Annotated in this window: 14 protein-coding genes and 2 tRNA genes; 4 read left to right on the forward strand and 12 right to left on the reverse strand. The window is 71.1% G+C overall.

From position 1 onward, the window contains the following. From ACFWDO_RS05385 to ACFWDO_RS05395, 3 genes are all read right to left on the reverse strand, one after another. Window positions 1–416: RibD family protein (locus ACFWDO_RS05385; RefSeq protein WP_380346834.1), on the reverse strand; the 416-nt coding region annotated here is incomplete at its 3' end. Window positions 417–424: 8 nt separating this feature from the next. Next, window positions 425–1,105, reverse strand: a complete 681-nt coding sequence (locus ACFWDO_RS05390; RefSeq protein ID WP_380346836.1) for an aminodeoxychorismate/anthranilate synthase component II — start codon at window positions 1,103–1,105, stop codon at window positions 425–427. A 28-nt stretch (window positions 1,106–1,133) separates the two neighbouring features. Beyond that, window positions 1,134–1,865, reverse strand: a complete 732-nt coding sequence (locus ACFWDO_RS05395) for a DUF881 domain-containing protein (protein ID WP_380327045.1) — start codon at window positions 1,863–1,865, stop codon at window positions 1,134–1,136. A gap of 134 nt (window positions 1,866–1,999) precedes the next feature. Between ACFWDO_RS05395 and ACFWDO_RS05400 the strand changes: the two genes are divergently transcribed. After that, window positions 2,000–2,263, forward strand: a complete 264-nt coding sequence (locus ACFWDO_RS05400) for a cell division protein CrgA (protein WP_380327042.1) — start codon at window positions 2,000–2,002, stop codon at window positions 2,261–2,263. Between the two features lie 68 nt (window positions 2,264–2,331). On the opposite strand, the gene ACFWDO_RS05405 is transcribed toward ACFWDO_RS05400, so the two are convergent. Together ACFWDO_RS05405 and ACFWDO_RS05410 are read right to left on the reverse strand one after the other, a co-directional pair. Beyond that, window positions 2,332–3,042 carry a rhomboid family intramembrane serine protease gene (locus tag ACFWDO_RS05405; RefSeq protein ID WP_380327039.1) on the reverse strand — a complete coding sequence of 237 codons (711 nt, stop codon included), beginning with the start codon at window positions 3,040–3,042 and terminating at the stop codon, window positions 2,332–2,334. A 344-nt stretch (window positions 3,043–3,386) separates the two neighbouring features. After that, a complete protein-coding gene (locus ACFWDO_RS05410) occupies window positions 3,387–3,926 on the reverse strand; it encodes a peptidylprolyl isomerase (protein ID WP_380327027.1) in 540 nt (179 codons plus the stop codon). A 93-nt stretch (window positions 3,927–4,019) separates the two neighbouring features. Between ACFWDO_RS05410 and ACFWDO_RS05415 the strand changes: the two genes are divergently transcribed. The 3 genes from ACFWDO_RS05415 to ACFWDO_RS05425 all read left to right on the forward strand — a co-directional run bounded on the left by ACFWDO_RS05415 (window position 4,020) and on the right by ACFWDO_RS05425 (window position 6,160). Beyond that, window positions 4,020–4,994 carry a hypothetical protein gene (locus tag ACFWDO_RS05415; RefSeq protein WP_380327030.1) on the forward strand — a complete coding sequence of 325 codons (975 nt, stop codon included), beginning with the start codon at window positions 4,020–4,022 and terminating at the stop codon, window positions 4,992–4,994. Between the two features lie 174 nt (window positions 4,995–5,168). Beyond that, the gene (locus ACFWDO_RS05420; RefSeq protein ID WP_380327033.1) at window positions 5,169–5,945 is read left to right on the forward strand and encodes a DUF2975 domain-containing protein; all 777 of its coding nucleotides are present in this window, start codon (window positions 5,169–5,171) and stop codon (window positions 5,943–5,945) included. After that, complete coding sequence (locus tag ACFWDO_RS05425; RefSeq protein WP_380327036.1) at window positions 5,945–6,160, forward strand: helix-turn-helix domain-containing protein; 216 nt, start codon at window positions 5,945–5,947, stop codon at window positions 6,158–6,160. The genes ACFWDO_RS05420 and ACFWDO_RS05425 overlap by 1 nt, the downstream gene beginning before the upstream one ends. A gap of 63 nt (window positions 6,161–6,223) precedes the next feature. Here ACFWDO_RS05425 and ACFWDO_RS05430 read toward each other — a convergent pair. The 7 genes from ACFWDO_RS05430 to ACFWDO_RS05460 all read right to left on the reverse strand — a co-directional run bounded on the left by ACFWDO_RS05430 (window position 6,224) and on the right by ACFWDO_RS05460 (window position 13,237). Then, window positions 6,224–6,296, reverse strand: a tRNA-Ala gene (locus ACFWDO_RS05430). 33 nt (window positions 6,297–6,329) lie between these two features. Continuing rightward, window positions 6,330–6,449: a DLW-39 family protein gene (locus ACFWDO_RS05435; protein ID WP_380321021.1), complete on the reverse strand. Its 120-nt coding sequence runs from the start codon at window positions 6,447–6,449 to the stop codon at window positions 6,330–6,332. A 65-nt stretch (window positions 6,450–6,514) separates the two neighbouring features. Continuing rightward, window positions 6,515–6,588 (reverse strand) — tRNA-Ile (locus tag ACFWDO_RS05440). Between the two features lie 115 nt (window positions 6,589–6,703). Then, on the reverse strand, window positions 6,704–7,603 hold the full coding sequence (locus ACFWDO_RS05445; RefSeq protein ID WP_380321024.1) for a DUF3566 domain-containing protein: 900 nt from the start codon (window positions 7,601–7,603) through the stop codon (window positions 6,704–6,706). Then, window positions 7,603–10,209 (reverse strand): DNA gyrase subunit A, encoded by a 2,607-nt coding sequence (gene gyrA, locus ACFWDO_RS05450; RefSeq protein ID WP_380321027.1) that lies wholly within the window; start codon window positions 10,207–10,209, stop codon window positions 7,603–7,605. The genes ACFWDO_RS05445 and gyrA overlap by 1 nt, the downstream gene beginning before the upstream one ends. A 103-nt stretch (window positions 10,210–10,312) precedes the next feature. Continuing rightward, on the reverse strand, window positions 10,313–12,454 hold the full coding sequence (gyrB, locus tag ACFWDO_RS05455) for a DNA topoisomerase (ATP-hydrolyzing) subunit B (RefSeq protein ID WP_380321030.1): 2,142 nt from the start codon (window positions 12,452–12,454) through the stop codon (window positions 10,313–10,315). A 306-nt stretch (window positions 12,455–12,760) separates the two neighbouring features. After that, complete coding sequence (locus ACFWDO_RS05460; protein ID WP_380321068.1) at window positions 12,761–13,237, reverse strand: DUF721 domain-containing protein; 477 nt, start codon at window positions 13,235–13,237, stop codon at window positions 12,761–12,763. Window positions 13,238–13,273 lie beyond the last annotated feature (36 nt).

The raw sequence follows: 13,273 nt of genomic DNA on the forward strand, positions 1-13,273 counted from the left end.
CCGAGGTCGGCGACGAGGGCCGGGAGCGCGAGACGCTCGCCGAGGCTCACCACCACGGCGAGTCCGTCGAGCCGGTCGCCCAGCCTCCCGGCACCCGCATCGGAGGTGTAGACGAGTTTGTCGCCGCCGGTGTGCCAGAAGCGCAGCCCCGGATCGAGATCACCGGAATCGGTGACGGTCACCTTCACCGGGAACTCCGGTTCGCCCGCCGCCACCCGAGCGGCCCGGCGCTCGGCGCTGTTCACCAGCAGGCGGGGGTTGTCGGTGCGCAGCGTGTGCGCACCGATCAGGATCGCGTCGGATTCGGCACGGATCTGGTCGACCCGGTCGAAGTCGGCCGTGTTCGACAGCAGCAGACGCTGCGCGCTCGCATCGTCGATATAGCCGTCCAGACTCGCCGCCACCGACAACCGCACCCACGGCCTCACTGCGTGACCAGCGCGGCGACCTCCGCCTCGAGCGCGGAGACGAGTGCCTCGGACGGACGTTCGCCGCAGACCTCGAGCCAGTTGGCGAGCAGCCGGTGCCCGCCCTCCGTCAGCACCGACTCGGGGTGGAACTGCACGCCGTGCAGCGGCAGGTCGCGGTGCTGCAGGCCCATGACGACCCCACCGGCGGTCGCGCCGGTCACCTCGAGCTCGGCGGGCACCGTCTCGGGAAGCACCGCGAGCGAGTGGTAGCGGGTGGCCGTGAACGGCGTGGCGAGCCCCTCGAGGACGCCCTCGCCGTCGTGCTCCACCAGGCTGGTCTTGCCGTGCATGAGCTCGGGCGCGTGTGCCACGGTGGCGCCGTACACCTCGGCGAGGGCCTGGTGCCCCAGGCAGACCCCGAGCATCGGCGTGCGCGAGCGCGCGCAGGCGCGGATGACGTCCTCCGACGACCCGGCCTCCTTCGGCGTGCCGGGGCCGGGGGAGACGAGGACGCCGTCGAAGGGCGCGCCGTCCTCGTCGTGGAAGACGCCGTCGGCGTCGGGCTCGGGCACGGCGTCGTTGCGCACCACGACGGTGCGCGCCCCGAGCTGGTCGAGGTAGCCGACGATCGTGTAGACGAACGAGTCGTAGTTGTCGACCACGAGGATGCGCGGTCCGGGCGCGGTGCTGGTCATCGGGGGCTCCAGGTGGTGGGGCGAGGGGTCACGAGAACACGTCCGTCCCGGCGGGGACCGTGGCGTACTTCATCTCGGAGCTGCCGGTGTACGCGGGCAGCTCCAGCGAGCCGGCGTCCTTGACCGACCACCCGAGGGCGACCCAGTCGACGTACTGCTGGTAGATCGCCACGCCCGGGTCGGCGTCGAGGGACGCGCGGAGCTCCTGCGGGTCGCCGACGGCCTCGATGACGTACGGCGGGGAGAACACCTTGCCGTGCAGCAGCAGGATGTTGCCGGAGCAGCGGAACGCGGACGTCGCCGTCACGCGCTCGCCCTGCAGCGTCATCGCCTCGGCGCCGCCCGCCCACAGGGCGTTGATGACGTGCTGCACGTCCTGCTGGTGCACGACGAGGTCGTCCGGCCGGGCGCCGGAGATGGACTGGCTCGACGCGGGCGCGTCGTCGAGCGCGACCCGCAGCCCCGGGCCGCTCACGGGGAGCGCGCCCGTCACGACGGACTCGTCGGCGACGAGGGTGGCGCTGCGGGTAGGCAGGTCGGCGCCCGCCTTCTTCCCCAGGTCGTCGATCTCCGCCTCGAGCTCGTTCATCCTGTCGGTGAGGTCGGAGACCCGGTCCGACTCGGTGGTGACGAGCTCGGCGAGGTCCTGCGGGTCGCGGCCGTCCTTGGTGTCTGCGAGCTGCGCGCTGGCCGTGAACAGGAGCCCGGACGCGGCAAGGACGCACGCGACGGTCGCGCTCGCGCGCAGTCGACGGTTCATCGCGCCACACACCTCGGTCCCCGGCTGTCCTTCTCGAGCCTGCTGACGACTACGCTAGTCGACAGAATCACCGGCGGTGTCAGGCATCCGGCCTCCGACCGCCGCACCCGCCCGTCCGGACAGGAGCCCACCCCGTGCCCGAGTCGAAGTCCCGCAAGAAGAAGAGCGCCCCGGCCGACCAGGCCGCGACCCCCGCGAAGGCGAAGGCGCAGGGCAACCCGCCCTGGCTCGTGCCCACGATGCTCGGCCTGATGCTCGTCGGCCTCGCGTGGATCGTCCTGTACTACCTGACGGCTCCCGGGATGGGGCTGCCGATCCCGGCGCTCAAGGGATGGAACCTCGCCGTCGGCTTCGTGCTGATCATCGGCGGCTTCGGGCTCACCACGCGCTGGCGCTGAGGACTTCCACGGGTGTAGTTCGTTCCACACCTGTGGACAACCCTGTGGGCAAGGCCCGGTGAGAACGGCTAGAGCCAGCCCACCGAGGCGTACTTCCAGACCGTCGCGGCGACGAGGACGATGGCGACCCCGGTCGGGAGCAGCCAGGCCACCAGCGCGTGCCGCTCGCGCGGTGCGAAGGCGAAACCTGCGCCCAACGCCAGCCCGACGACGAGCCCGCCCAGGTGGGCCTGCCATGCGACGTGCATCCCCGGGAAGACGAAGGGGATCGCCATGTTGATGGCGATCAGCACGAGGATCTGCGTCGCGCTGCGGCCCGTGCGCCGCAGCACCGGGATGATCGCGCCGAACAGCCCGAAGACGGCGCCCGACGCCCCCACCACGGCGGTGTACCAGGAGGCGCCCGCCGGGTCGGCCAGCAGCAGGTAGCCCACCGACCCGGCGATCGCGGACAGCGCGTACAGCGCGACGTAGCGCGCCCGGCCGAACGCCTGCTCGAGGAACGGGCCCACCAGCCACAGCGCGTACATGTTGAACAGGATGTGCAGCGGGCTCCGCGAGTGCAGGAACGCCGCGGTGAGGAACCGCCAGGGCTCGTCGAGCCCGACCGCGGGGGCGAACGCCCACCGCTGCGTCCAGTCCCCGCCCGTGACGAGCTGCAGCACCCAGCTGACGGCGCAGAGCCCCACGATCGTCAGCGTGACGACCGGCCGGCCTCCCCGCACCGTGCCGCCGAACATCGTGCGGGTGCTGGGCGCCGAGCGCGCGGCCTGGTTCACGCAGTCGACGCACTGGATCCCGACGGCGGCCGGGCGCTGGCACTCGGGGCACGTCGGACGGCCGCAGCGCTGGCAGCGCACGTACGAGACCCGGTCCGGGTGCCGCGGGCACACCGGCGGCGCCCCGGCGGGCTGCCCGGACTGCGGGGCGGGGGGTGTCGTAGAGATAGGTCGGCCCTCCAGGAGTCCGTAGCGCGGTCGGGGCCAAGACTCTCGGCGCAGTCGCGTTCACGCGCCCCAGGGGGCGCTCCACTTCGGGAGGGATACAACTGCGCCGAGAGTCTTGGCCCCGACCGCTCGACCTGGTGTCGGTCAGGCGGCGATGAGGCGGCGGTGAGGCCTGCTCAGTCCTCGATGGTGACGCTGTTGATGACGATGTCGGTGACGGGGCGGTCGCCGGGACGCGTCGGGGTGTTGCCGATCTCGTCGACGACGGCGCGCGACTCGTCGTCGGCCACCTTGCCGAAGATGCTGTGCTTGCCGTTGAGCCACGGGGTCGCGGCCGTGGTGATGAAGAACTGCGAGCCGTTGGTGCCCTCGACGGCGCCCGTGACGGGGTTGCGGCGCTTGCCGGCGTTCGCCATCGCGAGGATGTACTTGCCGTCGAACTGGAGCTCCGGGTGGATCTCGTCGTCGAAGGTGTAGCCGGGGCCACCGGTGCCGGTGCCCAGCGGGTCCCCGCCCTGGATCATGAAGTTGTCGATGACGCGGTGGAAGATCACGCCGTCGTACAGGGGGTCGTTGCGCTCGGCGCCCGTGGCCGGGTCCGTCCACGTCGTGGTGCCCTTGGCCAGCCCGACGAAGTTCGCGACGGTCTTGGGCGCGTGGTTCGGCAGCAGCTCGATGCGGATGTCACCGGCGGAGGTGTGGAGGGTTGCGAACATGTCCTCATCCTCTCACCCCTCCTCTCCCGCACCCTCACGACGCGGCTCGCGCGTAGCGCTGCAGGCCAGGGCACCTGGTGGCACAGTGGGTCCATGGTGCGAAAGAACGCGGGCGACAACGCCAAGGACAGTGCCAAGGACCAGGCCGAGAAGCTCGCCGCCAAGGTGAGCGACAAGATCAACGAGATCGACACGGAGAAGCTCAAGGGCTCCGCGACGGAGGCCGCCGCCGTGCTGGTCGACGTCGGTGCCCGGGCTGCGGGCGGCGCCAAGGACGCTGCCGGTCAGGCCAAGGAATGGGCGGAGCCACGGGTCGACAACTTCCTGGAGTGGCTCGTCCCGCGGGCCGAGAAGGCGTGGCGCGAGAGCGTCCTCGCCGCCGCCCCGCGGATCGAGAAGGCGGCCGACAAGGCCGGCCCCCTGGTCGACACGGCGCACGACAAGATCGTCGACGAGTACCTGCCGCGCGTCGTCGCCGCCTTCAACGATGCCGCGACCCGTGCGGGCGAGGCGGCCGGCGCCGCGGGCGCCGCAGCCGCCGACGCCGCGCGCGACGCCGCGGAGAAGGCCGGCCGCGCGGGCAAGAAGGCCGCGAAGAAGGCGGCCAAGGAGGCGGCCAAGGCTCAGGCCGCCGCCGAGAAGGCGGCCAAGGAGGCCGAGAAGTCCTCCGGCAAGGGCAAGGGGATCTTCTGGTTCCTCGCCCTCGCCGGCGCCGCCGTGGCCGGGTACGCCTTCTGGCGTCGTGCCCAGCCGCAGAACGACCCGTGGGCCGAGCCGTGGGAGCAGCAGTCCGGCCCCGACTTCGACGGCGCCGCCCGGGACGCCCGGCACGCCGTCGGCGACGCGGCCGAGGCCGTGGGCGAGGCCGCCGGGCACGCCGTCGCGAAGGGCCGCGAGGCCGCCGAGCGCGCCGGCGAGAAGGCCGCCGAGCTTGGCGAGGACGTCTCCGAGGCCGTGGACAAGGCCAAGGACAAGGCCGCCGACGCCGCGAAGAAGGCCACCAACCGCACGCGGTCCGCCGCCAAGAAGGACGGCGACGCCGGCGAGGGCGAGGGCGACAAGGCCTGACCCCACGCCGTCCCGGACGGCACCGCACCGGACACGAAGGCCCCCGCCGGCACGGCGGGGGCCTTCGTCGTGGATGGCCAGGACCCGAGGTAGTGACATATCGCAACTCGATATGGAAGTATCGCGTCTCGATATGACCCCGTGGTCGATGACGCCCGAGAGGACACCACTGTCATGGCGCGACGCCTGTTTCGGATCGGAGCCTGGCTCGCCCTCGTGGCCGCCGTCCTCACCGCCGCGATGACCGTCACGGCGGGAGTGCTCGGCGTCCTTGCGCTCACGGGCCGCGCCGACTACCCGGCTGACGTCAGCCTCGGGCCGCTGCACTTTCGGGACACGCTCGCGGTCCAGGTGGTCACGGCGTCGCCTGTCTGCCAGGAGTTCGACGTCACGAGCCTCAAGCCGAACGAGTACCCGGACGGTGACTTCTGCTACAAGATGATCCAGGACGGCGGGGACGAACGCTACGACCACGGCGTCGTCTCACAGGACTCCCGCCTCCGAGGCACGGAGGCGGTGCTCTCTGGTGAGATCCGCCTGGCGACCTCCGACGTCGGCTGGAACCCCTGGGTGGCCGCCCAGGTCGTCAAGAAGGTGATCGTCGGGGCCGTGATCGCCACCTGGCTCGCCCTGCTGTGGCGACTTCTCGCGGCCGCGGCCGCGGGGGACGCGTTCAGCGCCCGCACGGTGCGTCTCCTGCGCGCCCTGGGCTGGCTGACCATCGCGGCCGCCGTCCTCGCGCCGGCGTTGGACCACTTCACCGGCGCGCACCAGCTCGGGGGGCTCCACTTCGTGGGATGGGGCGAGCCGTTCCTCGAACCGGTGGGCACCCAGGGCTACCCCGGCGGCGTGAGCTTCGTCCAGCTCGCCCTGGGCGGCCTGGTGCTCCTGGTCGCGGAGATCTTCCGCCACGGCGCGGAGATCGAGGACGAGCGCAGGCTGACGGTCTGATGGCGATCGTCGTCCGGCTGGACCGGATGCTCCTCGAGCGACGGATGACGCTCACGGAGCTGGCCGACCGTGTCGGCATGACCGTGGCGAACCTGTCCATCCTCAAGACCGGCAAAGCGAAGGCGGTCCGGCTCGCCACCCTCGACGCCGTCTGCCGTGAGCTCGGCTGCCAGCCGGGCGACCTGCTCGAGCACGTCGACGGCCCGGGGGACTGACCCGGCGGGTACGCCGAAGGCCGCCCACCCGAGGAGCTCGGGTGGGCGGCCTTCTGCCGAGAGTGGAGCCAAGGGGACTCGAACCCCTAACCCCCTGCTTGCAAAGCAGGTGCGCTACCAATTGCGCCATGGCCCCGGGCGACCCGCGGGGCGGGCAACGGGGAGAGGCTCAGTCGATGGTGTCGGTGACCTCGGACCACAGGTCCCGGTCTGCCGTGTCCTCGTTGAGCCGGCGCCAGACCAGGTAGCCCGCGCCGAGCGCGAGCAGGAGGACGAACAGCTTCTTCATCATCTGCCTCCTCGTCACGACCGCCAGGCCGTGCGTGTCGGGCCCGGGCCTGGTGTGGCCTGGAGTGGGGCTAGGAGGACTTGAACCTCCGACCTCTTCCTTATCAGGGAAGCGCTCTAACCGTCTGAGCTATAGCCCCGAGCGCGCTCCCAGCGGGAGCGCGTGCAGCACGGAACATTACCGTACGCGGTGTCCCCGGCCCAAACCGGGAGCGCCCTCACGTGGTGTGACGTCGGTCCCGGCCGGCGCGGGGGTCACTCGTCCGTGAGCGTGAGGTGCACGCCGCCGACGAGCGCGGCCGTGATGTTGTACAGGATCGCCATGATCGTGGTCAGCGCCGTCATGAGGACGACGTTGACGATGGCGATCAGCACCGACAGCGACACGACGCGGTCGAACTTCACGAACTGCATGAGGTTCACGGCCTGCGGGCCGATCGTGTCGCTCATGAAGGCCTGGATCGTCGCGAACGTGCCCATGTCGTTGAGCACGTACCAGACGACCATCGTGGCGACGACGGTGATGAAGCCGATCGCGACGGAGAGCAGGAACGCGAGCTTCATGATCGACCACGGATCGACCCGCGAGACCGACAGGCGCACGCGACGGGGCCCGGTGCCCGCCGCGGCCCCGACCATCGGCGACGCCGCGGCGGGTGCCGCGGTCGGCGCGGCGGTGCCGTGCACCCCGCCGGCGGAGTAGTGCATCTCCGGGCGCGGCTCGGCCTGCTCGGGCTTCGCCGCCGGGGCGGAGGCGCTCCCCGTGGGCTCCTGCTCCTTGGCGGCGCCGTCCGGCATGACCGACTGGACCTTCTTCGCGGCGCTGCGCGCCGCGGCGAGCGCGGCGGCCGCGGCCTTGACCGCGCCCTCCTTGACGGGCGACGCGGGCTGCGGGGAGGTGGCCGGGGCGGCGGGAGCCTCGGGGGCAGGCGCCGGCACGGCCGCCTGCTCCTGCGTCGTCTGGAACGACGCCGGGGCCGCGGTCGAGCCGCCGCGCTGCGCGGCCGCGCCACCCACCGTCACGCCACGGGACGTGGAGCCCGGCGCGGGCGGAGGCGGGGGGACGGGGGCACGACGGTGCGTGGCGTCGTCGATCTCGGGCCCCCGCACGGGAGGCGCCGACGACGCCCTGGTCGACGCATGGTTCTCCGTCATCAGTCCTCGTCCCCGCTCGTGGTCGGCTCGTCGGCGGCCTGCTCGTCCACGCTAACCGACTCGTCGTCAGCACGACGCTCGACGTTCCGGGCCACCGCGATGATGCGGTCGCCGCGGTCCGGCTTGGCGAAGGTCACGCCCTGCGTGGTCCGGCCGGTGAGGTTCACCTCCGCGACCGCCGAGCGCACGATCTTGCCACGCTCCATGATGACCAGCACCTCGTCGTCCGGGTCTGTCACCAGGGCCCCCACGAGGTCTCCACGAGCCTCGACCAGGTTGGCGACCTTGATGCCGAAGCCGGCCCGGCCCTGGACCCGGTACTCGCCGACCGCGGTGCGCTTGGCGAAACCGCCCTCGGTCACGACGAACAGGTCGGTGCCCGGCGTCACGACGTCCGCGTTGAGCAGCTCGTCGTCCTCGCGGAACTTCATGCCGGTGACGCCCGACGTGGCGCGGCCCAGGGGACGCAGCGTGTCGTCGTCGGCGGGGAACCGGATCGACTGGCCCTTGCGCGACACGAGGATGAGGTGGTCGTCCGCGTTGACCAGGCGGGCCGCGACGAGCTCGTCGGGGTTTCCCTGCTCGTCCTCACGGAGGTTGATGGCGATGAGCCCGCCCGAGCGCGGCGAGTTGTACTCGCCGAGGCGGGTCTTCTTCACCAGGCCGCGGCGGGTCGCGAGGACCAGGTAGTCCGCGGCCTCGTAGTCGGGCAGGTCCAGAACCTGGGCGATGCGCTCGCCCGGCTGGAACGCCAGCATGTTCGCCACGTGCTGGCCCTTGGCGTCCCTGCCGCCCTCGGGCAGCTCGTAGCCCTTGGCGCGGTAGACGCGGCCGAGGTTCGTGAAGAACAGCAGCCAGTGGTGCGTCGTCGTCACGAAGAAGTGCTCGACGATGTCGTCCTCGCGCAGGGCGGCGCCGCGCACGCCCTTGCCGCCGCGGCGCTGCGCCCGGTAGCTGTCGGACCGCGTGCGCTTGGCGTACCCGCCGCGCGTGATGGTGACGACGACCTCCTCCTCGGGGATGAGGTCCTCGACCGACATGTCGCCGTCGAAGGGCAGGATCGTGGTGCGGCGGTCGTCGCCGTAGCGCTCGACGATGTCGTCGAGCTCGTCCTGCACGATCGTCCGCTGCCGCTCCGGCTTCGCGAGGATGTCCTTGTAGTCCTCGATCTCGCGCTGCAGCCCGTCGTGCTCGTCGATGATCTTCTGACGCTCCAGCGCGGCCAGACGGCGCAGCTGGAGGGCGAGGATCGCGTTGGCCTGCTGCTCGTCCACGTCGAGCAGCTCCATCAGGCCGGAGCGCGCCTGCTCGACGTCGGGGGAGCGGCGGATGAGTGCGATGACCTCGTCGAGCGCGTCGAGCGCCTTGAGGTAGCCGCGCAGGATGTGGATCTGACGCTCGGCCTCGGCCAGCAGGTACTCGGTACGGCGGCGCACGACCTCGATCTGGTGCGTGGTCCAGTGCCGCACGAAGGCGTCGAGGCTGAGCGTGCGGGGCACGTCGTCGACGAGCGCCACCATGTTCGCGCCGAAGCTGAACTGCAGCGGCGTGTGCTTGTACAGGTTGTTCAGCACGACCTTGGCGATGGCGTCGCGCTTGAGCACGATGACGAGGCGCTGGCCGGTGCGGCCCGACGTCTCGTCCCGGATGTCGGCGATGCCGGCGAGCTTGCCGTCGTTGACGAGGTCGGCGATCTTCGACGCCAGGTTGTCCGGGTTGACCTGGTAGGGCAGCTCCGTGATGACGAGGCAGATCCGGTTCTGGATCTCCTCGACGTTCACCACGGCGCGCATCGTGATGGAACCGCGCCCGGTGCGGTACGCCTCCTCGATCCCCTTGGTCCCGAGGATGGTGGCGCCGGTCGGGAAGTCCGGCCCCTTGATGCGCAGCATGAGCGCGGCGAGGAGCTCCTCGCGCGACGCGTCGGGGTTCGCCAGGTGCCAGCGCACGCCCTCCGCCACCTCGCGCAGGTTGTGCGGCGGGATGTTCGTCGCCATACCCACCGCGATGCCGGCGGAGCCGTTGACGAGCAGGTTCGGGAAGCGGGCGGGCAGGACGACAGGCTCCTGCGTGCGGCCGTCGTAGTTGTCCTGGAAGTCGACGGTGTTCTTCTCGATGTCCCGGACCATCTCCATGGCCAGCGGGGCCATGCGGCACTCCGTGTACCGCGGGGCGGCGGCCGGGTCATTGCCCGGGGAGCCGAAGTTGCCCTGGCCGGCGACGAGCGGGTAGCGCAGCACCCAGTCCTGCACGAGGCGCACGAGCGTGTCGTAGATCGCCGTGTCACCGTGCGGGTGGAACTTGCCCATGACGTCGCCGACGACGCGCGAGCACTTGGAGTACGCGCGGTCGGGGCGATATCCGCCGTCGTACATCGCGTAGAGCACGCGGCGGTGCACCGGCTTGAGGCCGTCCCGCACGTCCGGCAGCGCCCGCCCGACGATGACGCTCATCGCGTAGTCGAGGTAGCTGCGCTGCATCTCCAGCTGCAGGTCGACCTGGTCGATGCGGCCGTGCTGCACGGCGACCTGGCCGTCCGTCGTCTCGAGCGCCTCGTCGTCCGGGGCGCCGTCCGTCATGTCGGGACCGGGGGTCTCGTCCGTCACCGTCTACCTTCTTCCTGTCCTGCGCCGCCGGGGCGCGGGTTCCGTGTCCTCGAGCTCGATGTACAACAGCAGTCGCACTATCTGTACGACGCTGTCGGACCCGCTAGATGTCGAGGAATCGGACGTCCTTGGCGTTGCGCTGGATGAAGCTGCGGCGGGACTCGACGTCCTCGCCCATGAGCACCGAGAAGATCTCGTCGGCCGCGGCCGCGTCGTCCATGGTGACCTGCAGCAGCGTGCGGTGCTCGGGGTCCATCGTGGTGTCCCAGAGCTCGGTGTAGTCCATCTCGCCGAGGCCCTTGTACCGCTGGATGCCGTTCTCCTTGGGGATCCGCTTGCCGGCGGCGATCCCCTCCTTGAGGAAGGCGTCCCGCTCGCGGTCCGAGTACACGTAGTCGTGCGGCGCGTTCGACCACTTGAGCCGGTACAGCGGCGGCTGCGCGAGGTACACGTGGCCGTGCTCGATGAGCGGGCGCATGTACCGGAACAGCAGCGTGAGCAGCAGGGTGCAGATGTGCTGGCCGTCGACGTCGGCGTCGGCCATGAGCACGATCTTGTGGTACCGGAGCTTCGAGATGTCGAAGTCCTCGCCGATGCCCGTGCCGAACGCCGTGATCAGGGACTGGATCTCCTGGTTGGAGAGCGCCTTGTCGAGGCGGGCCCGCTCGACGTTCAGGATCTTGCCGCGCAGCGGCAGGATCGCCTGGTTGTGCGGGTTACGACCGCGGACGGCCGAACCGCCGGCCGAGTCGCCCTCGACGATGTAGACCTCGCAGTCCTCGGCCCGGTTGGACTGGCAGTCCTTGAGCTTGCCGGGCATCCCGCCCGAGCTGAGGATCCCCTTGCGGCGCGTGGCCTCGCGAGCCTTGCGGGCCGCGATGCGGGCCTGCGACGCCTGGATCGCCTTGCGGATGACGTCGCGCGCCTCGGTGGGGTGCGCGTCGAACCAGTCCACGAGCTTCTCGCGGACCACGCGCTGCACGAACGTCTTCGCCTCGGTGTTGCCGAGCTTCGTCTTCGTCTGGCCCTCGAACTGGGGCTCGCCGAGCTTCACGGAGATGACGGCGGTGAGGCCCTCGCGGATGTCGTCACCCGTGAGGTTGTCGTCCTTCTCCTTGATGATCTGCTTGTCGCGCGCGTAGCTGTTCACCAGGGTGGTGAGCGCCGCGCGGAAGCCCTCCTCGTGCGTGCCGCCCTCGGTGGTCGAGATGGTGTTCGCGAAGGTGTGCACCGACTCGCTGTACGAGGTGGTCCACTGCATCGCGATCTCCACCGAGATCTTGCGCTCGGTGTCCTCCGCCTCCACGTCGATGATCTCGGGGTGGACGAGCTCGGACTTCTTGGCGGCGTTGATGTGCGCCACGTAGTCCGTGAGGCCGTTGTCGTAGCGATAGGTGACCGTGCGGACGGGGTTCGCGGCCATCGGGTCCGTGGTGCCGTCGGCAGCCGTGACGCCGTCGTCGGCGGCGGGCTTGCCGGCCACCTCGTCGTCCGCCACGGCATGGCCGGCACGCTCGTCGCGCAGCGTGATCTGCAGGCCCTTGTTGAGGAAGGCGTACTGCTGGAAGCGCGAGCGCAGCGTCTCGAAGTCGTAGTCGGTGGTCTCGAAGATCGACCCGTCGGCCCAGAAGGTCTGCGTGGTCCCCGTGGCCTCGCCGTCGGCGAGGGGCTCCAACCGCTGCACCTCGGTGACCGGCTCGCCGCCGTCGCGGTACTCCTGCTGCCAGTGGTAGCCGTCCCGCTTCACCTCGGAGACGAACCGCGTGGACAGCGCGTTGACGACGGACATGCCCACGCCGTGCAGACCGCCGGAGACGGCGTACCCGCCGCCGCCGAACTTGCCGCCCGCGTGCAGGATCGTCATGACGACCTCGAGCGTGGGCTTGCCCTCCGTGGGGTGCATCGCCACGGGGATGCCGCGGCCGTTGTCGCGGACGCGGACGCCGCCGTCGTCCAGGAGGGTCACCTCGACGCTGTCGGCGTGGCCGGCCAGGGCCTCGTCCACAGAGTTGTCCACAATCTCGTACACCAGGTGGTGCAGGCCGCGTTCACCGGTGGAGCCGATGTACATGCCCGGGCGCTTGCGGACGGCCTCCAGGCCTTCCAGGACGGTGATGTTGCCGGCGTCGTACCCGCTCCCCGGTCCGGTGGCTCCGTCGGCGGCGACAGCATCAGGACGGGGGGTGTCGGTTCGGTCTGCCACAGGCGGAGCTGCTCCTCGGTCGTCGTGCACGCGCCGGCGCATCGTGCGGTGTTGCGGGCGACGCGGCGCTCAGGTTCCGGGCACGCACCCGACCGAGCCGTGCGAGAGAGGTCGGACCACGACCCGGAATGACCGTCCCAGTCTACCTGCCGGAGGCAAGGAAACGGCGGATTGACGCCGTTGGGGAGAAGTTCCGCACACGTTGTCCACAGGCGGGCGGCGACCCTCGTCGCGACTCGTTGTCCACAGGCTTTTCCCCAGCCCCGTCCACATCCTGCGGGGTGCACGCCCTCAGGGCGGTCTGCCCGGCTCCCGCCTGCCGGCGAGGCCGATGCGCCGCGCCCGGAATCAGCCGAACGTGTCCCGTGGGCCCGGCCCGCGCACGGACCGTCGCCCGCGACGGAAGCCCGGACCTGCCGGGCCCAGCACCGTGACCTGCTCGACCACACCCTCGCCCACCTCTTCGGCCAGACGGCGCAACAGGGTGGGGACGAGGAGCCGCACCTGCGTCGCCCACGCCGTCGAGTCCGCGCGCACCACGAGGACCTTCTGCTCGAACGTCTCCGGCTGGCAGTGGTCCGCGACCTGGTCGCCCACGACCTCCCGCCACCGGCCGATGACACCCCCCACGGAGACGTCCGCCGTCCAGCCCTTGTCGCGCATGAGGCGGCCCACCACCTCCGACAGCAGCTGCGGGTCGCGCGCGCCGGGCCCCTGGCCCGACATCCGAGGTTCCGCGAGCGGGGAGCGGCGAGCCGGCGAACCGGGACGCAGGCCCTTCGCGCGTGCGGCGGCCTTCGCCCTGTTCAATGCCTCGCGGGCCACGGCCGACGGTGGCGTGAGCTCCGTGCGGTCGACGAC

Source organism: Isoptericola sp. NPDC060185, assembly GCF_042728595.1.
GTDB lineage: Bacteria > Actinomycetota > Actinomycetes > Actinomycetales > Cellulomonadaceae > Isoptericola.